Source organism: Pectobacterium sp. HCp5_1, assembly GCF_032905925.1.
Lineage (GTDB): Bacteria > Pseudomonadota > Gammaproteobacteria > Enterobacterales > Enterobacteriaceae > Pectobacterium > Pectobacterium brasiliense_A.
The window spans coordinates 59,963-82,652 of record NZ_JAUMIO010000009.1; the positions used below are offsets into that span (position 1 = coordinate 59,963).

General features: G+C 55.8%; 18 protein-coding genes. 10 read left to right on the forward strand and 8 right to left on the reverse strand.

The window, feature by feature from the left end; all coding sequences use genetic code 11:
- Positions 1–7: 7 nt before the first annotated feature.
- From Q3A88_RS09040 to cpxR, 4 genes are all read right to left on the reverse strand, one after another.
- Positions 8–808 (reverse strand): DUF3142 domain-containing protein, encoded by an 801-nt coding sequence (locus Q3A88_RS09040; protein ID WP_317177768.1) that lies wholly within the window; start codon positions 806–808, stop codon positions 8–10.
- Complete coding sequence (locus tag Q3A88_RS09045; protein WP_317177769.1) at positions 778–2,952, reverse strand: hypothetical protein; 2,175 nt, start codon at positions 2,950–2,952, stop codon at positions 778–780. The genes Q3A88_RS09040 and Q3A88_RS09045 overlap by 31 nt, the downstream gene beginning before the upstream one ends.
- Before the next feature lie 193 nt (positions 2,953–3,145).
- Complete coding sequence (gene cpxA / locus Q3A88_RS09050) at positions 3,146–4,516, reverse strand: envelope stress sensor histidine kinase CpxA (protein WP_010281575.1); 1,371 nt, start codon at positions 4,514–4,516, stop codon at positions 3,146–3,148.
- Positions 4,513–5,211, reverse strand: a complete 699-nt coding sequence (gene cpxR / locus Q3A88_RS09055) for an envelope stress response regulator transcription factor CpxR (RefSeq protein WP_010308725.1) — start codon at positions 5,209–5,211, stop codon at positions 4,513–4,515. The genes cpxA and cpxR overlap by 4 nt, the downstream gene beginning before the upstream one ends.
- Before the next feature lie 153 nt (positions 5,212–5,364).
- On the opposite strand from cpxR, the gene cpxP reads away from it, so the two are divergent.
- From cpxP to Q3A88_RS09080, 5 genes are all read left to right on the forward strand, one after another.
- Positions 5,365–5,889 (forward strand): cell-envelope stress modulator CpxP, encoded by a 525-nt coding sequence (cpxP, locus tag Q3A88_RS09060; RefSeq protein WP_014917024.1) that lies wholly within the window; start codon positions 5,365–5,367, stop codon positions 5,887–5,889.
- A gap of 399 nt (positions 5,890–6,288) precedes the next feature.
- A complete protein-coding gene (locus Q3A88_RS09065; RefSeq protein WP_014917021.1) occupies positions 6,289–7,476 on the forward strand; it encodes a sugar transporter in 1,188 nt (395 codons plus the stop codon).
- Positions 7,477–7,558: 82 nt separating this feature from the next.
- Positions 7,559–8,461: a CDF family cation-efflux transporter FieF gene (fieF, locus tag Q3A88_RS09070; RefSeq protein WP_233990805.1), complete on the forward strand. Its 903-nt coding sequence runs from the start codon at positions 7,559–7,561 to the stop codon at positions 8,459–8,461.
- 206 nt (positions 8,462–8,667) lie between these two features.
- A complete protein-coding gene (pfkA, locus tag Q3A88_RS09075; RefSeq protein ID WP_180787161.1) occupies positions 8,668–9,630 on the forward strand; it encodes a 6-phosphofructokinase in 963 nt (320 codons plus the stop codon).
- A 196-nt stretch (positions 9,631–9,826) separates the two neighbouring features.
- Entirely contained in the window at positions 9,827–10,756 is a 930-nt protein-coding gene (locus Q3A88_RS09080) for a LysR family transcriptional regulator (RefSeq protein WP_110163893.1), read from the forward strand.
- On the opposite strand, the gene Q3A88_RS09085 is transcribed toward Q3A88_RS09080, so the two are convergent.
- The 4 genes from Q3A88_RS09085 to Q3A88_RS09100 form a co-directional block, all read right to left on the reverse strand.
- Positions 10,743–11,471, reverse strand: a complete 729-nt coding sequence (locus Q3A88_RS09085) for a DUF6250 domain-containing protein (RefSeq protein WP_233990786.1) — start codon at positions 11,469–11,471, stop codon at positions 10,743–10,745. The genes Q3A88_RS09080 and Q3A88_RS09085 overlap by 14 nt on opposite strands.
- Complete coding sequence (locus Q3A88_RS09090; RefSeq protein ID WP_317177770.1) at positions 11,471–14,248, reverse strand: Tat pathway signal sequence domain protein; 2,778 nt, start codon at positions 14,246–14,248, stop codon at positions 11,471–11,473. Before Q3A88_RS09090 ends, Q3A88_RS09085 begins: the two co-directional genes overlap by 1 nt.
- Before the next feature lie 4 nt (positions 14,249–14,252).
- Positions 14,253–16,538: a TonB-dependent receptor gene (locus tag Q3A88_RS09095; protein ID WP_317177771.1), complete on the reverse strand. Its 2,286-nt coding sequence runs from the start codon at positions 16,536–16,538 to the stop codon at positions 14,253–14,255.
- Between the two features lie 85 nt (positions 16,539–16,623).
- Positions 16,624–17,631, reverse strand: a complete 1,008-nt coding sequence (locus Q3A88_RS09100; RefSeq protein ID WP_233990807.1) for an ABC transporter substrate-binding protein — start codon at positions 17,629–17,631, stop codon at positions 16,624–16,626.
- Positions 17,632–18,076: 445 nt separating this feature from the next.
- Between Q3A88_RS09100 and Q3A88_RS09105 the strand changes: the two genes are divergently transcribed.
- The 5 genes from Q3A88_RS09105 to Q3A88_RS09125 are packed head-to-tail and all read left to right on the forward strand — an operon-like array spanning position 18,077 to position 22,478.
- Positions 18,077–18,955, forward strand: a complete 879-nt coding sequence (locus Q3A88_RS09105; RefSeq protein ID WP_317177772.1) for an energy transducer TonB — start codon at positions 18,077–18,079, stop codon at positions 18,953–18,955.
- A 10-nt stretch (positions 18,956–18,965) separates the two neighbouring features.
- Positions 18,966–19,682 (forward strand): MotA/TolQ/ExbB proton channel family protein, encoded by a 717-nt coding sequence (locus Q3A88_RS09110; protein WP_110163888.1) that lies wholly within the window; start codon positions 18,966–18,968, stop codon positions 19,680–19,682.
- A gap of 1 nt (position 19,683) precedes the next feature.
- Positions 19,684–20,085, forward strand: a complete 402-nt coding sequence (locus Q3A88_RS09115) for an ExbD/TolR family protein (protein WP_010281556.1) — start codon at positions 19,684–19,686, stop codon at positions 20,083–20,085.
- Positions 20,086–20,106: 21 nt separating this feature from the next.
- A complete protein-coding gene (locus Q3A88_RS09120) occupies positions 20,107–21,702 on the forward strand; it encodes an ABC transporter permease (RefSeq protein ID WP_233990796.1) in 1,596 nt (531 codons plus the stop codon).
- Between the two features lie 17 nt (positions 21,703–21,719).
- Positions 21,720–22,478, forward strand: coding sequence for an ABC transporter ATP-binding protein (locus tag Q3A88_RS09125; RefSeq protein WP_233990798.1), 759 nt, complete (start codon positions 21,720–21,722; stop codon positions 22,476–22,478).
- Positions 22,479–22,690: the final 212 nt, after the last annotated feature.

Here is a 22,690-nt window from a genome sequence, read left to right on the forward strand (position 1 = left end):
TGGTTTGTTACAGCCTGCCGTTGGCGGATTTTTTCAGTGGCGGATTCACCAGAAATACCACTTCCCCGCGATAATACGGTGAAGTGGCAAGGCGCTGCTGCCACTGCGGTTCCCACTTGCCGTGTTGTACCAGTCCCACCCGGAAAGGCAGAGTCAGCTTCATCAGCGCGGGCAAGTATTCGGCGTAATTGGTAATGGTGCTGCGACCCTGATAAGTCTGTACCACCACTTCATCCAGCTTGCCCTGTAAGCGGTTCAACGCCGACACATCACCGGTTTTCGACCAGTCGAGCAGCCCCGTAATACTGAGCTGACAATCTTCGGGTAAACGCGCGCGCAGCTGCGTCAGAAAAGCGACATAGCCTGCTAACTGATAACTTTTCGCGTCAAAATCGATCTGAATCCCAATCACTTGATTGCCCTGACGCCGCCACTTTTCCCGTAACTTTAGTATCCGGTTCAGATGGCGATCGGAAAGCTCCAGCGTAGTCATGCGGAAAGCCAGCCAGACGCGGTTAACGCGCAATTGGCTGGGCGGAATCCCCTGACGCAGGAACACGACTTTACCCTGACGGCGCGCCACTTCGCCTTGATGCAGGTATAGCGTCTGCGCCTGATGCAGAATCGGCTGGGGCCGCACCGCCGCCCATAGCCAGAAGTCCTGATAGCGTGTCGCGTCGACGATGGCGGGCACCGCGTTGATGGCTGAAGGTACAACGTTAACGGAAGCGGCCTGCGTACAGAACGCGAGCAGGCCAGCCAACATGATTAACGGCGTTACCAGTAATAATCGAGCTTGTCTGCCCACACGCTGCCTTTGTACTTGGTTTTTAGTTGGGTAAACCAGGCTTTGCGGGTTGCCTTGCTGATATCCTGTGGGCCGCAGTCGTTATAGCCACTCGGTGCGTAGCAGTAGACCGCGCGATACAAGGCATAGGTTTTGTCTTCCGGTGGCGCTTTCGGATCGGCAATCACCCGCATATAACCATCCAGACGATTATATTCGGTGCCGACGAACTGCGTTGGCGCGTTGGTGAGTCCGCTCAACATGCTGCCTTCACCCCAGTCGAAGCCCACGCTGTTATTGGTGCGCAGGAAAAATTCGCCGAGACAGTTAATCGAGCGGGCGTCATTAGGGCGTTGGTTCAGCGTCGTGACCACGTCATTCAGCGCCGGACATTGGTAGTCTTCTTCGGTATCGCTGCCGTCCCAGTCAAATGCCGTCAAATCTTCCTGATTCCAGCTTTGATTTTCGCTGCTGACCAGCGGCGCGATATCTTTCCTCAACTGGACATCTTTGAGATAGCTGGCGTAATCACCGTGGGTCAGCGACTTGGTTAACAGCGTATGCAGCGCGATAGCCCGCTCTTCATGGGTTTGCTGTGGGCCCGTTTGCTGACGCAGCAGATCGGCGTTGGCGCTAACTTTCAGCACGGCGGAACGGAAACGCAGGTTTTTTACCGGGCTGTCGACGGCAAAGATCCGCTCCGGATGACCGGCCTTGACCAGCGTTTCCGCCAGCGCCAGTTGCAGGAACTGATTTTGCGTGTACCCCATATTGCGCGTTAACAGCTGACGCCAGTGCGCTTCCGCCTCATCCCAGCGCTCCAGACGCACCAGCGCCCGACCGCGTAAGACTTGCAGGCTGAAACGTACGGTATCGGTCAGATCCTTCGCCTGTGTCGCGGGAACGCTGTTAACCACGGCGGCGTAATCTTTTTGACCATAAAACAGCTGCGCGGCCTGAAGGTAGCTAAACGCCTCCTGCATGTTGTCTTTCTCGAACAGCGGCTTCTGCGCGGTCAGTTCGTCAACAGATAAGGCGGGTAATGCCAGCCAGCCTTCATCTGAGCGCAAGCGCTTGAGATCTTGCACCATCGTCAACGGTGGGCTGCCCAGTGTGCTGGTGAACTGCCGATTTTCCAGCAGCTTGTTGTCGATCTCGTCGCTCAATTCAAGGAGTGCTTCGACGTCAGTGGTGTTGTCCAGCTCGTGTTGGTACGTTGTCGCTAAGGCATTCACATCGTCCATAATCCAGTAAGCGCGGCGGTATAGCCCGTTAGCGGACTCGATGTAGTGCCCGTCTGGATACTGTTTCAGATAGTCGCCAATCTGCTGAACAGCCAGCTGTGCAGCCGCTTTGTCGGCTTTACTGGCATCAAACATGTTGTATTCATCAAGCGCGTTTTCCATCGCTTTATTGATCGCTACGCGAATCAACATATAACGCGAGGTTTCCGCGACCCACGGCTGTGGTGAAGACGTTAGCGCCTGAAAGCCGCTTTCCGCCTCATCAAAATGACCCTGATAGAACGCCAGCGCCGCGAACAGATATTGCATGAGAGCGCCGGCATGTCCTTCGTCCGGCAGGGTTATAAGACCTTCGTTCAGCGCCTCTTTGGTGTACAGCGGGTTGAGGAGATTTACCCGCTGATGTGCCAGCACCGTGCGCTGTTCTTCGGTGAGCTGTTTGTCTGCCAACAGGACGTCAAAAAACGCTTCCAGCGTGGAAAGCTCATTGGAAATATGGCGTCCTTCGTTATCGTCAGGCGAAAACGTGGAGATCGTGCCCTGAATGGCTAAAGGGAGGTTAAGCTGCTTCGCTTTATTCAGCGTTGAAAGGTAGGGCGCATCTGCCGTGACATCCTCTTCTGAGTCAGAAGTCGGAGCCCCTTCCGTGGCGGCAATCCCCATGACCCGGTAGGCGGTAAAAGGGTCGATACGTGAACGTGTTTGATCGGGTAAAGGATGGGGTAACGGAAGCGACATGCTGTGGAGACGGCTTTGCAGCAGCATCAAATTAGCACGTGTGTCGTTTCCCGGCTGCAAATAGGGCAGGGCAGACATGCCACATTCCGAGTCGGAAAAGCCGCACACTCCATCGCTGGAACTGAATGCCTGACTGCTCATTAACGCGGTCAGTACGCCAGCCAGCAGCGTTACTCCTTTCATGGTTTGTATCCTTCATTCAACACGGGTCTTGCCTGTTTTCGGCATGAGTGGCGATCACTCTACGCAATCGCCTAAAAAACTCAATGCAGTATAACCTTGAGAAGATAAACAGAAAGTGACAGGTGCCCATGTCGGGCACCTGAGAGCGTGTTATAGAAGGGAATGTCGGTGGTGGGGAAAGTGCCTGCCTGATTTACCGCTGATGTAACGGCAGCCAGATGATCAGACGCAAGCCGCCCAGTGGACTGTCTTCCGCTTTTACCCAGCCTTTGTGCTGCGTAATGGCAGTTTCCACGATGGCGAGCCCTAAACCGCTGCCGCCGGATTCGCGGTCACGCGCTTCATCCGTACGGTAGAAGGGGCGGAAAATCTGTTCGCGATCTTCTGGACTCACTCCGGGACCATCGTCATCCACTTTGATGGTGATGCCCTGATTATCCACCGAGAAGGCCACTTCGATGTGGTTGTGGGAATAACGGAGCGCGTTGCGCACGATATTTTCCAGCGCACTGTCGAGCGAGGCAGGGTTGCCAAAGAGCGTCCACGGCCCCGGAGGATAGGGTACTTCCAGCGTTTTCCCCATCTGCTCGGCTTCAAAGGCGGCATCGTCTAGCACATTGCCCCACAGTTCATCGGCACGCAGGAACTCACGGGTCAGTTCGTTCTTGTGCTGATTGCGTGAGAGCACCAGCAGATCGTTAATCATGCTGTCGAGCCGCTGCGTTTCTGTCTCGATGCGGTTCAGCTCATTGCCTTCACCCTGACGCCGACGCAGTAGCGCTGTCGCCAGTTGCAAGCGTGTCAGCGGCGTACGCAGTTCATGGGAGATATCCGACAGCAGGCGTTGCTGTGCGGTAACCATTCGTTCCAGCGCGCTGACCATCTGGTTAAAGCTGACACCCGTCGCCTGAAACTCCTGCGGACCGGATTCCAGCTCCGGGTGCTGGCGTAAGTTGCCTTTGGCGACTTCGTCGGCAGCATGTTTTAGCTTACGTGCGGGTTTCGCCAGACTCCAGGCAAGCCAAAGTAGCAGCGGTGAACTGATCAACATGGTGAAGATCAGCAGCAGCAAAGGACGGTCAAACAGCAGACTAATGAAATCGGACTGCGGACTGCTGGCAGGGCGAATCAGATAAAGCTGGTAGTTGTCATCACCATCGCGGATCGCAAAAGGACCGAGAAGCTCAATGCGGCCATAATTTTTCTTTTGCGGATGATCGGCGTTATCCGACAGCCCGATAAAATTACGCACAATCGGGGTTTCATGCTTCTCTACGCCGAAGATCCGGCCTTCACTGGTGACCAGAAAAAGGCGCTGTCCCGGCGGAGCCCACTTCTCCAGTACCCAGAACAGCCGTAGCCACCAGCGCAGATCGTTGGCTGGCGTGTTGGCGAGGTCTGCTTCAATGTGCTGTTCCAGCATGATGCCCTGCCGCTGCTCGTTTTCCAGCAAGGCGGTAAGCTGGCGCGAGTCCAGCTTGGGCACCATCAGAACCAGCATGAGTACCAGCGCCAGCGTTAACCAAAAAATGGCAAAAATACGAGCGGTCAAACTATTGATCATGCAGCCGATACCATCAAATAGCCTCGTCCACGCAGCGTTTTAAACCAAGGCAGACCGTCCTTGCGTTCTGGCAATTTACGTCGCAGGTTCGAGATATGCATATCGATCGCGCGGTCAAACGGCGTCAGCCGTTTCCCAAGCACTTCCTGGCTTAAATGTTCGCGTGAAACCACCTGTCCCAGCCGCTGTGCCAGCAGATAGAGCAGCGTAAATTCGGTGCCCGTCAAATCCAGCACGATATCGTCAAAGCTGGCTTCCTGCCGTCCGGGGTTCAGACGCAAGCCGTCGACTTCCAGCGTCGGGGCGCTGTTATCACCCGCCTGCTGTTGATCGGTCCAGTTGGAACGGCGGAGAATCGCGCGAATTCGCGCCACCAGCTCTCGGTCGTTAAAGGGCTTCGGCAGATAATCATCCGCACCCAGTTCCAGACCAAGAACGCGGTCTAATTCGCTGCCGCGGGCGGTCAGCATAATGACCGGTGTTTGATGCTGCTGTCGTAGTTCTTTTAATGTATCGATACCGTTTTTCTTCGGCATCATCACATCCAGTAATAATAGGTCAATGGTGTTATCTAATATCTGTAACGCCTGCTCGCCGTCGTAGGCGACAACGACGTTAAAACCTTCCATTTCGAGCAATTCTTTCAGTAAAGCGGTCAGCTCTCTATCGTCATCAACCAGCAGAATTTTATTCATGTTTTCTCTACCTCCAAGGGCAAAATACGACATAGATTAGCGCTATTCCATGACTTTACGTAGTTTTACATCCTCTGACGCATGTTTGCAGCAAGATGCGTAGACTCCTGTTCATTGATTCACAAAATGACGTACCGCTCTGGAGAGTTATTGATGCAACAGTTCGCAACCTTATCTCTTGCTTCACTGCTTATGTTAGGCACTTTTACCGCCTTTGCAGCAGAAAGTGGAGACGCCCCGGCGAGCGGCTGGCATATCGATGATTCCGTCACAAAAGGCGCATCCGGCCAGCAAGGTATGTTCGATGGCGTGAGGCTGACTGAGCAACAGCGTCAGCAAATGCGTGATTTGATGCACCAGAGTCGTCAGGACAAACCGGCGTTTAATGCCGAAGATGTTAAAGCCATGCATAAGCTGGTGACGGCAGAAACGTTTGATGAAGCGGCGGTGCGAGCGCAGATAACCCGAATGATGAGTGTGCAGCTTGAGCGTCAGATCCAGATGACCCGAGTGCGCAACCAAATGTATAACCTGCTGACGCCAGCGCAGAAAGAGATATTAGAGCTGAAGCATAAGCAACGCATGAAAGAGATGCAGCAGCAGATATCCCTGTTTAACCAGATGGCTGCGCCGGCACCAGGTATGACAAGCCATGCCGAGACAGAGAATCCCGAGTAGTAGTGCGAGTGTAGTAAGTAGCTTGTAGTAAGCGTAGTGCAGTCCGAGTAGTAATGTGTAGTAGGTACACACCCTGTTTTTCCTTGCCATAGACACCATCCCTGTCTTTTTGCCCTCCATGATGGAGGGCTTTTTTTTGCCTAAAATTCGGCACGAAAAAAGACAGCGTAAGGGAGCGGTAAAGCGTAGAATGTGAGCACCAAAAATGATGCTCATGAATGTTCCCTTACCTGTCTTCAGGCTTTTGGCTGACATCCTCATAAAAGCACGCTGAAATACCCTTGGCCGCTCGCCGATTACACGGCGATGTCATTCTTTCCCTGTACCATTGCTCCATCGCGTTAGCCTCTGCCACGACAGGGGGCGCATTCTTTTATTTTAACTTTTGATATCAATATCATGACCCGTTCTTCCCGTTCGACCGCCTGGTTACGCGTCGTCAGCCTTTCTCTGGCGGCCTTCATTTTTAACACCGCTGAATTTGCCCCCGTTGCGCTCCTGTCAGACATCGCCGCCAGCTTTTCCATGAGCGCCGCGCAGGTCGGGTTGATCATTACGATCTATGCCTGGGTGGTCGGGCTGATGTCGCTGCCCTGCATGCTGATGTCCAGTGATATGGAGCGACGCAGCCTGCTGATCAAAATCTTTATCCTGTTCGCCGTCAGCAATGTGTTGTCCGGTCTGGCCTGGAACTATTGGGTGCTGGTGATCGCTCGTATCGGCGTGGCGCTGGCTCACGCGGTGTTCTGGTCGATTACGGCATCTCTGGTGGTACGTCTGGCTCCCGCGGACAAAAAAGCACAGGCGTTAAGTTTGCTGGCGACCGGCACGGCGTTGGCGCTGGTGCTGGGGTTACCGCTGGGGCGTGTGGTTGGGCAGTATCTGGGCTGGCGTGTGACATTTGTCCTTATTGGCCTGCTCGCTGCGGGGATTATGGTTGGTCTGATGAAACTGCTGCCTGTGCTGCCGAGCAGTAATTCCGGTTCGTTGAAGAGTTTGCCTCTCCTGCTTAAACGTCCGGCACTGCTGTGTGTGTACGGCCTGACCGTGATGATCGTAACCGCGCACTTTACCGCCTACAGTTATATCGAGCCTTTTATCCAGAAAGTGGCGTTGTTGAGTGAAAACTTCACCACCATCTTGCTGCTGATTTTTGGCGGTGCTGGCATCATTGGCAGCATGTTGTTTAGCCGCTACAGCAGCAAATATCCGGCAGGCTTCCTGATTGTCTCGTTCGCGTTTCTGGCGGTGTGTTTACTACTCCTGCTGCCTTTGTCATTCAGCGGCTGGAGCCTGTCGACGCTGTGTGTCGTCTGGGGGATCGCTATTATGGCGCTGAGTCTGGGAATGCAGGTCAAAGTGCTGACGCTGGCATCGGATGCTACCGACGTGGCGATGGCGCTCTACTCAGGGATTTATAACATTGGGATCGGCGGCGGTGCGCTGCTTGGCAATCAGGTGATTGTCCATTTGGGCCTGCCCGACATCGGTTTCATGGGGGCGGCGATGGCGATACTGGCAACCGTGTGCTGTATTTTTACGTTTGTCCGCTATTCCCGTGTGTTAAAAACGTCATTGGCAAACTGAATACGGGTAATGACCTAAGCGACCCTTTTTTCCGTCAAGGTCTCCGTTTTCTGTAAGGGCATCCGTTTTACGTGAGGGTATGATGAGTCCACACTATGCGCGTTTGGTGACGCTGGCAGCCGTAAGCGCAACGGCCGTGGCGCTGGTGCTGTTCGTAATGAAAGTATTTGCCTGGTGGCATACTGGTTCGGTGAGCCTGCTAGCATCACTGGTTGATTCGTTGATGGATATCGCCGCGTCGCTGGTGAATCTGCTGGTAGTGCGCTACTCGTTGCAGCCGGCAGATAACGAACACGCATTCGGCCACGGCAAAGCGGAATCACTGGCTGCACTGGCGCAAAGCATGTTTATCTCTGGCTCGGCGCTGTTCCTGATCCTGACAGGGCTGCAACATTCGCTGGAACCGCAGACGCTGCACGCGCCGGAAGTGGGCATGTGGGTGACGTCCATTGCGCTGGTGGCTACGCTGCTGCTGGTGTCGTTCCAGCGCTGGGTGGTGAAGCGCACGCATAGTCAGGCGGTGCGTGCGGACATGCTGCATTATCAGTCCGACCTGTTGATGAACGGCACGATTCTGGTGGCGTTGGTGCTCAGTTGGAAAGGCATTACGCGCGCTGACTCCCTGTTTGCATTGGGTATTGGCGGCTATATTTTATATAGCGCGTTACGCATGGGGTATGACGCCGTGCAGTCGCTGTTGGATCGCGCGCTGCCGGAGGACGAGCATCGCGCTATTGCTGAGATGATTGTGAACTGGCCGGGCATTCGCGGCGCACATGCGTTGCGTACCCGACGTTCTGGCCCAACGCGCTTTATTCAACTGCATCTGGAAATGGATGACACGCTGCCGCTGGTTCAGGCGCATCAAATCGCAGACGATCTAGAGCAGGCATTGCGTGAACAGTTTCCAGGTGCTGATATTATTATCCATCAGGATCCGGTTTCTGCTGTGCCGGAAAATCAGCGTGGCAGATTGACGGCGTAGTCGGCCAGGTTTCAGCATTTTATGTTAAAAACGTGATACGCCATGAAAATTTATGCACAATTTAGCCTGACCTGAATCAATTCAGCTTCGGGTGTTTGTTATAATATGCTAATAAAAGAATAAGGCGTTGCTGCCTGTTTCACGGCGGCGGTGAATTTACGATAGAAGAATCCTGCAAAATTACATCTACAAGTCCAGAGGTTGTCATGATTAGAAGAATCGGAGTGTTGACGAGCGGTGGCGATGCACCAGGTATGAATGCCGCAATTCGTGGTGTGGTTCGCGCTGCACTAACGGAAGGGTTGGAAATTTACGGCATTTATGATGGTTATCAGGGCTTGTACGAAGATCGCATGGAGCAGTTGGATCGCTACAGCGTATCGGATGTGATTAACCGTGGCGGTACATTTCTGGGTTCCGCGCGTTTCCCGCAGTTCCGTGATGAAGCGGTGCGCCAGGTCTGCGTAGAAAACATGAAGAAACGCGGTCTGGATGCGCTGGTCGTCATCGGTGGTGACGGTTCCTATATGGGTGCCAAGCGTCTGACCGAAATGGGTTTCCCTTGTATCGGCTTGCCCGGCACGATCGATAACGACGTCGCGGGTACGGACTACACTATCGGTTACTTCACCGCGCTGGAAACCGTGCTGGAAGCGATTGACCGCCTGCGTGATACCTCCTCTTCACACCAGCGTATTTCCATTGTTGAAGTCATGGGACGCCACTGCGGCGACCTGACGCTGGCGGCGGCGATTGCCGGCGGCTGTGAGTTCATCGTTCTGCCAGAAGTGCCGTTCAGCCCGGAAGATCTGGTCTGTGAAATTAAAGCGGGCATCGAGAAAGGCAAGAAACACGCGATTGTGGCGATCACCGAACTGGTGTGCGATGTCGATGAACTCGCGAAATACATTGAGAAAGAAACGGGACGCGAAACCCGTGCGACCGTACTGGGTCACATTCAACGCGGCGGCTCACCGGTTGCCTACGACCGTATTCTGGCTTCACGCATGGGGGCCTACTCTATTGAGCTGTTACAGCAGGGCTACGGCGGCCGCTGTGTCGGTATCCAGAATGAAAAAATGGTGCACCACGACATCGTTGATGCCATTGAGAACATGAAGCGTCCTTTCAAAGGCGACTGGTTGGATACAGCGAAAAAACTGTTCTGATCTACGAAAGCGGATGCCCTCGCCAGTGGCGGGGGCGCTATTCTCTGTATTTCCCCAAATCTTTACCTTCCCATCACGCCAGTTCCTACGTATATAACCGACGAGAATATAAACACCGGTTTTATTATTTTTTCTGCACCAACAGACCTGCTAGCCTGCCTATTCCTTCCGTCTTGATGACACGCCGATTGCCGCTATGAATATCGATCTTCGCCAACTGCGCCACTTTATTGCCCTGATTGAGCATCGCAATTTTACGTCGGCGGCACAGGCGATGAAGCTTTCCCAATCCGCTTTTAGCCGCAGCATCCAGTCGCTGGAACAGACTATCGGCACCCGCCTGATTGATCGCATGAACCAGTTGGAGCCGACACCGAAAGGATTGGTGGTGCTGGAACACGCGCGTCGCCTGATTAATCAGACGCACGATCTGTTTAACGACATTCAACAGTTCAATGAGAACGAAGCGGGCGAAGTGAATTTTGGCTGCGGTCCGGCTCCCGCTGCCTGGCTAATGCCGCAGGTGATCGGGGATTTCTCGCGACATTACCCAAAGGTGCGGATGGTTTTTCGCGTCGATAACTGGCAGGCGCTGGGCCATCGACTGATGGCCGAAGAGCTGGATTTCATCGTGGCGGATATGCGCAACTTTGAATTCGATACCCGCTATCGCGTACAGCCGCTGAGCCAGCACCGCTGGGGATTTTGCTGCCGTAGCGGACACCCGCTGGCGACGCAGGAAGAGATTACCGTCGAGCAGTTCTTTTCCTATCCGCTGGCGGCAACGATCCGCCCGCCCAACCTGCACCGCGCGCTGGTACAGCTGAGCGGTAAGCTGGATATTCGCACCAGCATTGAGTGTGAGAATGGCTACAGTCTTCTGGACGTAGTACGTCATTCGGATGCCATTGGGACGACCAATCATTTCAACGAGCCCGATCGGCATGGTATTCACATGTTGAAGATTGCCGGTCTGGACGACAACACCGATGAATTTTATACCCACTACGGCATTATTTATCTGGCGGATGCCCGCCTATCGCTGCTGGCGCGCAAGCTGATTGAAACCTTCGTGCAGGTCGATAGCGGCCTGCACGGTACACCTGTAGCGCTTACAGCGGAGTGATGCTGAACTCGCTTATTTCCTGACGCGAAAATACCGTCCGAAAGCTGAAATAGCCGGGAGCGGGCGTATTCGGATAGCTGGCGTAGAAATAGAGCACATCGTCGACCCAAAAACGGGTTTCCCGCCGATCTACTTCAATCACGATGCGATAGCGATGATGAGGACGCAGCAGATGCGCGGCATCGGTGTACTCGCCGAGCAGCAGGCGCTCGCCGTGACCGTCGTAATAGCGAAAGCGCGTGGTGCTGTTCCAGTTACCGCCCATCCCGACATAGTACAGATTCAGGCTGTCATACTCGTTGAGCTTGCCGTACCGGGTAAACAGGTTCGGGTGGTGCAGGTCGCGCGCGGCCCAGAACTGGTTCAGGTCGGATACGCGGTCGTAAGGGCGATCGGCGACCAGAACTTCTCGCGTAAAGGCGATGCGATAGGTGCCCGAGAGCGGGGCATCCAGCCAGATCGTCAGCCCAGCGGCGCTTTCCAGCGTCAGACGTTCTGGCGTTGTCTGGATCGCCGTGCGATCAGGATCTTCCTGCTCCACCTGCCAGCGTAGCGACTGGCCAGCGGGATCCGTGGACCAGAGAAACGTTGAACGGTGTGGTGAATCGATAATTTCACGCGCGCCGTCTGCCTGCGGCGACAAGAGGAGCGTGTTTTCAGTACAGCCTGGGTCAGTCATGGTGATGTCCTGTAACGTGCCGCCGGGGGGCGGCATTAAGAAGAGGGAATGTCATCCAGCAAGGCCAGCAGGGCGATGGCCGTTAATCCCCACTGGGCGACGGCGTTGGTCGCCAGATTGGTGGCTGCGGTGCTGCCAGAATGTTTATCAATGGTGGAGTCAATTAGCGGCTCGTTGATGGGATAGAGCACCGTAGGGGGTGTTAAGCGCCGCTGTTCGAGCGTTGGATGGGCGATGCCGCCGCTACCAGCGGTAAACTCTGCCCAGGCGCGCTGTGCCAGCGCGCGATCGTTCAACTGTCGGGCGGCAAAGGCGGTCAGTCGGGCATGTCCCTGAGCCAGATTGAGCTTTTTCACCGTCTTGCCCACGGCCGCACTTAACGCGACGGGGTCGTTATACAGCCGGCAGTAGTCGAGCCATGCGTGTGTAAAGGCGGGGTCGGGCAACGCCTCAACCAGTTCGCTACAGATTTCCGTCAGACCGAAAACCGCGCTGAGGTGTGAAATTTCTACCTGATCCGCAGGCGCGGGAAGAAAGCGGCCGGTATCGGGATCGATGGCGGCGCTGCCAGTGAAAAAACCGTGCGGCTGGCTGGCTAGCGTCTGCATGCTGTTGAGCAAGCGTTCACGCATCGTTGGATCGCCATGGCGTTCCCAGGCGGTGAGCCACGCGGCAGCGACGGCACCCCAGTCGGTGCCGAACCCTAGGCTGATATGGTTTGGGTTATCGGGATACGTCTGTCCGATTTTGCGGCCGGGCAGCACGGTGCCAAGTGTGCGCAGCGCCTCGACCTGTTCGTCCATCAGTTCACCGATGCGCTCATCGGCGGTGAGATAGTAGAGAAAGCGGCGGTTGGCGACGGTAGAAATACGCAATTGCTTGGCGCTGTCGCCCCAGTGGCGGACATTGTGCCGCGACCCCAGCGGACTGAAGCGTCCCAGATGGTGTACGTCAACCTCGCCCGTGTGGCGCGTCATGGCTTCCGCCATGCGAAACGCCTCGGCGCGCCCGCTGTGCAGGAAGTAATACCAGAGCCACAGATCGGTGCTGAGTTCCGAGTTATCCCACGCGTAGCCGCCCACGTCGTAGCGCCAGACGTGACGGTCGCTGTCATAGGTGTGCATCACGTCGCCGAAATCCCAGAAGCCATACCACTTGCGCTGTTCGACTTCCTGCTGATAGGCGTCGAAATACGCGTCCAGCTGTTTCTCCAGCCGAATTCGGGCCGACGTGGTGGCAGAAGAGGAAATGGCGGGTGCCCACAGTGGGCCAAATGCCTGCGCGCGATGCAGATCCTGTGCATCTGCCACCAGCAGCGGCGGTTGCTGCATACGACGCGCCCGATTCACCAGATTTTCCGCGTCTGGCGTTGCGGGCAGCACATCGATAAACAGTTCGCTGGTGCGTGCCACGCCGACCGCCGAACCGAAGCCCGGTTCGTAATCTTCGTAGGTAATTGCCAGCCCCTCGCGCTGTTTGTCATGGGTATCCTGACCCAGCCCGTCGTGATAAAAGCGCATATCCATCGGTTCCGCCCACGGTGACCATAGCCAGAGCGTGACGGTCGCGGTGTCGGTGTGGGCATTTTCGATTTCCAGACAGGCTGGGTAGCTCTGCCAGAAATGACGCAGGCCGAACGCCACGCCGCCTTTCGGCGTACCCAGATAGCCGACGCCCGCTGCCCGTTCGCCCGTGGCGGAAAGGAGCCAGCCCTGTCCGGCTGCGGTGCGTTTGTGTATCTGGAAGCCGTCAGGGTGGTGCTGCGTCAGGCGGTAACTGCCAAATGCGGGGATGTAATCCAGCCGTTTCCCGACATCCGGTGAAAAATCCGCTATCGGCGGCGTGGCTTGCCCCGCCAGCTGTGCCGCGATAACGGCTGCGCCGGGATCGCGACGTAGTCCACTCAGGCCGCGTACTGCCTCACGAAAGAGCCCGCCCTGATCCGAAACGAAACGGACGTGGCGATCGTGCAGTTCTCCCTGTAGCGGAACGTCGAACGCCAGACCAAGCCCTTTCAGGCTGAGGTGGTCGTCGTCGTTGTCATAGATCAGCGTGTGTATGACGCGCAGTGAGTCGGTGTTCGCATAGCTATACAGCCGGATAATAAAGGGGATGTGCGTCGCCCCCTGCGGCTGCGCGTGGTGTGTACCGCGTAGCGCAATCACCGTCCGCTGCGGCCCATTTTGCTCCACCGTGACCGTCTCGATCACGCCCTGATAGGCATCCTGCGTCAGTGTGCTATCTGTTTCCGTCCCTCGCTGCATGCGCAGCACCAGCCTGCCGTTGGTTAACGCCAGACGATTATCCCGCCAGATCTCTTCGATCAGACGGGGGCCAGAACGTGGAATCACGCAGCGAATGTGTCCGGTATCCACCGTCCAGCCGTGGTCATGTTCGCTGACCATCCCGGAACCCGATGGCTTCTCTGCTTGGGCTGTCGGCCGCAACGTTAGTCCGTCTTCCGGCGGGGTGTCACCGCCCAGCGCATGTGCAGACCATTTAATCGATCCGTCCGGCCAGCGAGCCAGTGGCCAGCTTTGCAGGTCATAAGCTCGCTGCTGTGCATCATGCAGTTGGAAACCACTGTCGTTGTGCACCGCCCCCTGCGGCCAGGGGACGCCCCAGGTCACGCCGGTGAACGCGCGAGGCGGCTGTCCGTCCAGCCAGTGCAGGCCGACCTGCGGCACCACTTCACCAGCGTAGGTAGAGGCAAGCGGCGCGGCGGCGTGCGCAGATCTCCAGAACGGTGCCGACAACGCCAGCAGCGTGCTGTCGCGCAGGAAGCGTCGGCGCGAGTAAGCCATCTTGTCCATGACGTTAGCCCTTGAAATCGTAGCCGACGGAGATCCCGACCATGCGCGGTTCACCAATCACGCCCGTTGTGGCGCTGGAGCCTCTGACGGAGCGGTAGTAGTTTTTATCCAGCGCGTTTTTCACCCACAGCGACACGTTCCAGCGGTTGTCACTTTGCTTGCCGCTCAGCCCGCTAGACAGGTTGAGGACGCCGTACGAAGGAATGCGGTTGGATTCGGAGTCGTCGAGTGTGCCGTAGGCCCAGCTCCGCCATGACCATTGACCGGAAACCGAGGCTTGTAGGTTATTTGGCGTATCCCATTGATAACGCACGCGCGTGTTGTAGCTCAGCGTTGGGGATTTAAAGACGCGCTTCCCAGACATATCGCACGACACGGCGGAGATTTCTGACGGGCAGCGGGCGTTAGGGAAATTCAGGTAGCTGGCATCCAGAACAGTACCGGCCAGACTGATGCTCAGGCCGTCAACGGGGCGCAGCGTTAACTGCGTTTCGCCGCCGCGCGAGCGGAACTTCCCGGCGTTAATCAGATAGCTGGTATCCGTTTCCTCGTCATAGGCATTGTTCTGGAAATCTTCGACGACGCTCCAGAACAGCGCGGTATTCCATTCCACTTTGCGCTGTAGCCAGTGGGTTTTAACCCCCAGCTCCGCTGAACGGGTTTTTTCTGGATCGACGTACAGCGAATCAATCCCCAGTTGCCTTGCGGCACCGGAGGACACGTTCAGGCCGCCGGATTTTTCCCCGTAGCCTAACGTGACGTAAGGCGTGACATTCGGTGCCGCGAACCAGTTCAGGCTGATGGAGCCAGAGGGTAGATGGTTAGTTTGCGAGAGCGGACCGGAGTCAAAGGTGGCGCGATTTTTACGCTGGAATGTTCCCTCTTTCTTTTCATAGGTTTGACGCAGACCGACAATGACATCGAGTTTATCGGCGGCATGCCAGGTCCCGCGACCATAGACGGAATAGACGGTGTCATCCAGCGTGCCAAAGCGCTGAACGTTAATGCCCTGATAGCCATTTCCGACCCACGTCCGCACGCGATTGTCGTTGTAGTAGCGACTGTTTGCCTCGGTATCGAGGTTCTCACCCCAGTAATCGACGCCCACTGAATAATCGAAGGTATTGCCTTTGGGCGAGTCGAGCCAAAAACTTTGCGACCAGACGCGATCGCGTACGTCAGCGCCGCTGTCGCGATAGAGCGGGATATTCCAGTTATCCGCCGTGCTGGGCAGCACGCGGAAATAGCGCAGTGATGACAGAGAGTTGAGGCTATAGCCGCTCTTCAGCTTCCAGTTGGCCTCTACCGAGCCACCGCCTTGCGCAACACGAATAATATTCTCGTCATCCATCGCGACCTGACGACCGCCGACGACCTTGAGGCCAGTTTGTTGCGCGCGGGTGCGGAAATCGTCAGTTGCACTGACCAGTACCGAGACCGGACGCTGCGTGGAATCGCTGTAGTCACCGGTGATTCTGAGGCTAAAGCTGTCATTCGGCTGATACAGCAACTGACCGCGCACGCCGTTATTGGTGCTGCCCCCCAGCTTATGGCCGTTTTCGATATTCGTGACGTTTCCACCACGCTCCGTGCGCGACAGGTTGATGCGTCCCGCCCAGTGGTCGCTGAGTGGCCCGGACGCCATCAGTTTGGATTGCAGATAGCCGCGCTGCCCGAACGATTGCTCCAGTGAATATTCAGGCGTGAAGGTCGGCTTGCGGGTGCGAATATCAATTGCGCCACCGGTGGTATTGAAGCCATAGGCCGCGCCCTGCGGGCCTTTCAACACGCGGGTGCTGTCGATATCCAGCAAATCATTAGAGATGACGCCGGGGCGTGACAAGTAAACACCATCGACAAACAGGCCCACGCTGCCCGGCATACCGATATTCGTCCCGCTCTCGCCGCCGTCACCAATCCCACGAATGGTCACGGTGGTGTCCATCACATCGACGGTATCGACATCCAGCCCTGTTACCAGTTGCGACAGTTCTTCAAAGCGGTAGATCCGTTCTTCTTCGAGCGTTTTGCCATCGATCACCGATGCCAGCGTGGTCGGTGGTTGAACAGGCGTACGCTGAGCATTCACTTTCACACGCTTTAGTTGAACGGGGGCGGCGGTTGCTGCCTCGGTGCCGGGTGTGATCTGTTGTGATGGGTTATCCGTTGTGATTTGCGGATCGGCTGCTCGCACCATCGCGGGAAGCGTTAAGACGCAGCTCATTAAAAGGCCCGATGTTATTTTTCGCTGGTGTTCTTTTAAATACTGCTGGTGTTTTTTTAAATACATAGCTTCGTCCGAATGTCGTCAATAGGCTGCCGATTGCCGTGAATGTCACGGCAATACGTGGGTTATAATTTTTGGGGGGGATAAATTACTGAGTTGCTTTTAGATAAGAATCATCCAGCCATTTATCGACATCAAAAGGCAGCCGAATAAGGCGTGATTCATAGGCCAATGTGACGGCGCGTTTTAATTTTTCCACAAAGGCTGGATCCAATTCGGGTGAAAGACGCTCGGTTAATGGCGGCAATGTATCCCATTCGACGCGTAATATATTTTCCGGATACCCTGATTGGATAGCTAAGAGTCGAATAAACTCATCTTTATTTTTCTCATCGCTGGCCCAGTTTGCCGCTTCTCGTTGGACTTTGACCAAGCGGCGCAGAATATCCTCGTTACCTTTGGCAAATTTCTCATCCACCAGCAGAAAGCCGCTGAGCTGGCCTGCGCCATTCAGGTCACGGCTCGACAGTGGAATGTCCGCCAGCCCTTTATCCCGCAGCGAAAGCGTATTGCTGCCGCCCCAGGTAGCGTCAATCTGCCCAGCGGCTAACGCCGCGCTGGCTGCTGCGAAATCGAGATTGATCAGCTTCACATCAGAAGGCTTCAGGCCCTGTGAATCGAGCGCGCTAACGAAGGACAGCTCGCCCGCTGTTCCACGAAAGATACCAATACGTTTTCCTTTCAAGTCGGGGATTTTCTCAATACCGGAGCCTTTCGCTACCGCCAGATAATGGTTGATGCCGCGTGATGCTACGGCGATCACGCGCGTATCCAGACCGCGAGAGCGACCGATAATGCTGGCTAAATCGCCCAGATAGGCCACGTCAACCTGATGGTTGCCAAACGCTTCGTTGATGACGGGGCCTGCGCCTTTGATGAATGTCCAACGGACGCTGATCCCGTCTTTACCAAACTCGCGCTCCAGCAGCTTCTGGCTGTGAATGACGTCAAGCAGGCCGCCGCCGCTGGGTTTTGTGCCTGCGCCAATGTCTGGTGCGGCAATACGAATTTCAGTAATCGCCGATGCGATGCCTGACCAGGCCATACCCATTGCCAATAAGCCGGTCACTAACCATTTTCGTCCTGATGTTGTCATTTCTTGCCCGCCAGTGATGAGGTGTTTGAATGTGAGTGTGCGAATATCAATGTTGTTATTGCGCCGGTTTAGCACGGCGTCATCTTGTTGCAGAACCACATTTAAAGGCTTGGCAATAAACTGACTAATACAAAAAAAGCATTATTATTTTTAGTAAATAGCTAAATCAGCATTCATCGCTTATTTCATCACTATGCAGCGAACGAAAAAAAACTATTCCAACTATGCATTAGCCTATCGGGACTTATTACCTTTAGTTTGTCGTTAGACGATGAATGCCATTATCTTTCCAATTAAATAAATATCGATATACAGATACATACGTTGACTTTATTAAGCACTCGAGAAGAATCGATTATTCCAACGCTATTTCAGGTCATCTATCCATGACGCCTGCAATGTGAAGTATGACGGGTATAAATAAACACGGTCAGGAGCACATACCATGACGGAATTACTCTATGCGGGAGCAGCGTCAGGCTCCCGGTCTTATTCACCGGAGCCGACTCCGCACGCCAGCCGGGTGAGCGGCGTCGTGCAGCCGCGCTTGCCGACGTTGAATACGACGGTTTCGTCCCGATCGGAACGCTGGCTGGCGGTGGTCGCGACGTTGCTATTGCACGCGGCGGTACTGGCGTTATTCAACAGCGCATCGACACCGCCCGTTACGGTACCGGCCCGGCCACAGCCTGTCAGCGTCGAGCTGGTTGCTGCGGTTGCCGAACCAGTGCCGCAACCCCAACCTGTCGAACCTGAACCTATTGAGCCTGACGTCGTAACGCCACCGCCAGAACTCGCTCCGCCGCCCGTGGACAAGCCGGTGGATGACAACGCGCTGTTGCCGCCGAAACCTGAAAAAAAGGAACCCGAGAAAAAAGAGCCTGAGAAAAAGCCGGAACCCGCGCCGAAAAAGGTCGCGGTGAAAAAGAATCCGCCCGTACCGACGCCGAAACCTCAGGCGGAAGCCGCATCGGCAGCAGCCCCGATAACACCTGCTCTGGTGGCGCAAAAGGCGGTCGCACAGCCCGTTGATGCGCCGTTGACGCCACCGCTCGCGAATGCTGACTACCTGCACAATCCCGCACCGTCTTATCCCGACGTGGCGATTAGCCGTGGTTATGAAGGCACCGTGCTGTTGAACGTGCAGGTGCGTGCCGACGGCAAGGTGCAAACCATTCGTATCCATCAATCAAGCGGCTATCCCTCGCTGGATGACGCCGCCAGAGATACGGTGCGGCGCTGGTCTTTCGTTCCGGCGCGCCGTGGCAGTCAACCGGTTAGCGGCTGGGTGGTTGTTCCCGTCGATTTTTCGCTAAATTCATGAGGTATTGGTTATGACGCTCGGACACATTGAACTCTTTTCTGCGGAAGGCGCAGTGATTCTGTTGCTGCTGTTGTTTTCTCTCGTCACCTGGGGACTGGGGCTACTGAAATTCGTCCAATATGGGCGGGCGCAGCGGCGCGATCGACGCTTTCGTGCCGCCTTCTGGCAGCAGGATGACGTCAGCCAGACGCCAGAAACCAGCGCAAAACAGCCCGGTTCCCTCGCCAATCTGGCGCTGGCCGCCGTTAAAGCGCCGGAGCGGATCAGTGGGCAACTTGCTCTGAATATGCATCTGCCCGATCGGGTTGAGCGCGCGCTGCAACAGCAGATCCAGCGTGAACGCCGTTCGCTGGAAAGCGGGCTGGCGGTTCTGGCTAGTATCGGCAGCACGTCGCCGTTTATCGGCCTGTTTGGTACCGTCTGGGGGATTATGGCGGCGTTGCAGGAGATAGGGCTTTCTGGTTCTGCCAGTCTGGATACCGTTGCGGGGCCGATTGGCAACGCGCTGATTGCGACCGGAATCGGGATTGCCGTCGCGGTTCCTGCGGTACTGATCTACAACTACTTTTTACGTCGCCTCAAGCTGGCTGTCGCAGACATGGATGACTTCGCCCATGATGTTTACAGCGTGATGCAGGCACACGATTTTCATGTCAGCACGTTTCATACCAGCGCTGAACCATCGGCCGCTGCTTTCTCCGTGAAGAACCTGAGAGAGGTGGTCTGATATGGCGTTTACCTCGCGTAATGATGAAGACGTCATGAGTGAAATGAATATCACGCCGCTCGTGGACGTCATGCTGGTGCTGTTGGTGGTGTTTATTGTTACCGCGCCGATGTTGACGAATGCTATTCCGATTCAGCTGCCGAAAACGTCGGCGGTGGCACCGGCCGATCGTGCCGATCCGGTGGTGATTAGCATTGATGGCGAGCAGCGCGTCTTCATCAATAAAGAAAGTCTGGCACGCGAACAGCTGGTGCCGCGTCTGCAACAGGCTAAAGCGGGTAATGCGGACTTGGTGGTGCAGGTGCAGGCGGACAAAGAGGCGAATTACGGTGCTGTCGCCGCGCTGCTGGCCGATGTCGAGCAGGCTGGGATTACGCGTCTATCCCTGCTAACGCAGAAATAACGTAGCCGGATACCGACGATCATGATGCCCAAATACCCGTCGCGGATACGCTCCGCCCCTGACGTTTCGCTGACCGCCACGCTGTCGGCGGGATATTCCGCGTTGGTCATTTCATTAGTCGTTCCACTGCTGGTCCTTGCTGGCTGGTGGCTGGCCAGCCGTCACGGATGGATGTCTGAACAGATCCTGCCTTCGCCGCTGGCGGTTATCGATAGCGCCCGAGCTTTTATCCCCGAAGAGTTGATTCATCAGTTGCCTATCAGCCTGATCCGGCTGGTGATTGGCTTTAGCGGCGGGATCGCGCTGGGTCTGGTGCTCGGCAGCCTGTTTGGTCTAAATCGCCAGTTGAATGCGCTGTTTATGCCGCTCTTCACCGTCATCGCGCAGATCCCGACGCTGGCCTGGATTCCGCTTTTGATGCTGTCGCTGGGTATCGGTGAAGCGCTGAAACTGGTAGTGCTGGTGAAATCGGTAACGGTGCCAGTGACGCTTTATACCTGCGCGGGTATCCAACAGACGCCACAAAAACTGCATGAAATGGCGCGTAGCCTGCGTTTACCGCCCGCCGCCTTCCTGCGTTACCTGATTCTGCCTGCGATGCTGCCGTATGTGATGACGGGCATTCGGCTGGCGTTTTCTACCGGATGGGTCGCCTTGATCGCGGTCGAGCTACTCGCATCCAGCGAAGGGCTGGGCTATCTGCTGGTACAAAGTCGCCAGCTATTTATGCTGGATTTGGTGTTCGTCTGCATTCTGATTATTGGTGTACTGGGGTTTGCCGGGGAGCGCGTGCTGCTGAAGCTGGAGCGTCGCTGGATTCACTGGCCTGCGCCAGTGCTGGGTCGCGATAGCTTGGGTTATGCGCTGCCGAGCCTGTCGCTGACGCCCTGGTTAGCGCCACTGGTACTGGTTGTGCTGTGGCAGGTGAGCAGCGTGCACGAGTGGGTGAACGTGGCCTTTCTTCCTGCACCGAGCAGCGTGATCGACGCGCTGTGGACAGGACTGGTTCAGGGCGGGCTGTCGGCCGATCTCCATGCCAGCCTGTTGCGTGCGCTGCAGGGCTTTGTGCTGGGTAGTGCGATCGGCGTGCTGGTCGGCGCGTTACTCGGCGGTTGGCGTATCGCCGACAGGCTGTTTAATCCGGCGCTGTCCGCGCTGCGCTGCGTGGCGCTATTTGCCTGGCTGCCGCTGATCACCGCCTGGTTTGGTTTAGGGGAGAGCGCCAAAATCGTGTTTATCGCCGTCGCGGCGTTCTTTCCTGTGATGCTGGCAACCCGTCAGGGGATAGCCCAACTTCCGCCCGCGCTATTGGAAGTGACGCAGGTTCTACGTCTGACGCCAGTGCAGACGCTTCGCACGTTGATATTGCCCAGCGTATTGCCGCCGCTGTTTTCCGGCCTGCGGCTGGCGCTGATGCATGCGTGGACGGGCGCGATTGGCGCAGAGTATTTCATGCCGTCGGGAGAGGGATTGGGCGGCATGATGATTCGCGCACAGCAATTGCTTGAATCCGATCGCATCATGGCGGGCGTGGTGCTGATTGCTGCGGTGGCCGCGTTGTTTTCCCGATTGATTACCTTATCTGAACGGCGGCTGACCCGCTGGCGCTTTGCGTGACCGTTAACGGAGAATCTATGTCCCTGCATTTTCAGCACATTACTAAACATTTTACCGTCAACGGCGCGTCGCTGACGGTGTTACAGGACATCGATCTGTCGCTGCAGGCTGGCGAACTGGTTGCGGTCATCGGTGCCAGCGGCTGTGGTAAATCGACGCTGCTGCGTTTGGCGGCCGGGATTGATACCACAGAACGTGGACGCATTCTGATTGGCGAACGGCCTGTGCGCGGTATTCCCGATGATGTCAGTCTGGTGTTTCAGGAACCGCGCCTGTTTCCGTGGCTAACCGTGACGGACAATATTCGCCTCGGTATGCTCAACCTCGATCTTTCTCCTGCGGAAGTGACGCACCGTATTGCACACTATCTCCAGATGATGGGGTTGGAAGGCTTTGCCGACGCATGGCCGCATCAGCTATCAGGAGGAATGGCGCAGCGTGTGGCAATTGCTCGTGGGCTGGTGTCGACGCCGCGTATTCTCTTGTTGGATGAACCTTTTGGTGCGCTGGATGCGCTCACCAAACAGCAGTTGCAGGAACGTCTGGCGGAGATTCGCCAGCAAACAGATTTGACGATTCTGCTGGTGACGCACGATGTGGAGGAGGCGGTTTTTCTGGCTGACAGAGTAGTGGTGATGTCGCCCCGACCTGGCCGGATTAGCGCAATTTTGCCCGTGACATTGCCCTATCCTCGTGACCGCACCAGCCCAATACTATTGGAACAGCGACAAGTGGTCAGTCAGGCGCTACATCAGGCGGATACTATTGAAGCCTGATGCTGTTGCCTACCGCTTTCTCTCAATCTTAATCATCGATAGAAACCGCCGTGAAAAAGGCGGTTTTTCTTTTCTGCTCGTCACGCGAGATCATTCATTTTCAGCATAGTGAAGTCTCGTCATTAACTGGCATAATGCGCATGTCATTTTCGGTCAATACCTTAACAGGATATTCCTATTGGGCATGCGTAGGCGTGTTGTCCTACACTCGT

Bases quoted from the DNA above. Each gene is read 5' to 3' on its own strand.
- Q3A88_RS09110 (WP_110163888.1), top strand. From the start codon at position 18,966: ATGACGCTCGGACACATTGAACTCTTTTCTGCGGAAGGCGCAGTGATT.
- Q3A88_RS09080 (WP_110163893.1), top strand. From the start codon at position 9,827: ATGAATATCGATCTTCGCCAACTGCGCCACTTTATTGCCCTGATTGAG.
- Q3A88_RS09120 (WP_233990796.1), top strand. From the start codon at position 20,107: ATGATGCCCAAATACCCGTCGCGGATACGCTCCGCCCCTGACGTTTCG.
- Q3A88_RS09095 (WP_317177771.1), bottom strand. From the start codon at position 16,538: ATGTATTTAAAAAAACACCAGCAGTATTTAAAAGAACACCAGCGAAAA.
- cpxP (WP_014917024.1), top strand. From the start codon at position 5,365: ATGCAACAGTTCGCAACCTTATCTCTTGCTTCACTGCTTATGTTAGGC.
- Q3A88_RS09125 (WP_233990798.1), top strand. From the start codon at position 21,720: ATGTCCCTGCATTTTCAGCACATTACTAAACATTTTACCGTCAACGGC.
- Q3A88_RS09085 (WP_233990786.1), bottom strand. From the start codon at position 11,471: ATGCCGCCCCCCGGCGGCACGTTACAGGACATCACCATGACTGACCCA.
- fieF (WP_233990805.1), top strand. From the start codon at position 7,559: ATGAGTCCACACTATGCGCGTTTGGTGACGCTGGCAGCCGTAAGCGCA.
- cpxR (WP_010308725.1), bottom strand. From the start codon at position 5,211: ATGAATAAAATTCTGCTGGTTGATGACGATAGAGAGCTGACCGCTTTA.
- Q3A88_RS09090 (WP_317177770.1), bottom strand. From the start codon at position 14,248: ATGGACAAGATGGCTTACTCGCGCCGACGCTTCCTGCGCGACAGCACG.
- Q3A88_RS09115 (WP_010281556.1), top strand. From the start codon at position 19,684: ATGGCGTTTACCTCGCGTAATGATGAAGACGTCATGAGTGAAATGAAT.
- Q3A88_RS09100 (WP_233990807.1), bottom strand. From the start codon at position 17,631: ATGACAACATCAGGACGAAAATGGTTAGTGACCGGCTTATTGGCAATG.
- Q3A88_RS09065 (WP_014917021.1), top strand. From the start codon at position 6,289: ATGACCCGTTCTTCCCGTTCGACCGCCTGGTTACGCGTCGTCAGCCTT.
- cpxA (WP_010281575.1), bottom strand. From the start codon at position 4,516: ATGATCAATAGTTTGACCGCTCGTATTTTTGCCATTTTTTGGTTAACG.
- pfkA (WP_180787161.1), top strand. From the start codon at position 8,668: ATGATTAGAAGAATCGGAGTGTTGACGAGCGGTGGCGATGCACCAGGT.
- Q3A88_RS09105 (WP_317177772.1), top strand. From the start codon at position 18,077: ATGACGGAATTACTCTATGCGGGAGCAGCGTCAGGCTCCCGGTCTTAT.
- Q3A88_RS09045 (WP_317177769.1), bottom strand. From the start codon at position 2,952: ATGAAAGGAGTAACGCTGCTGGCTGGCGTACTGACCGCGTTAATGAGC.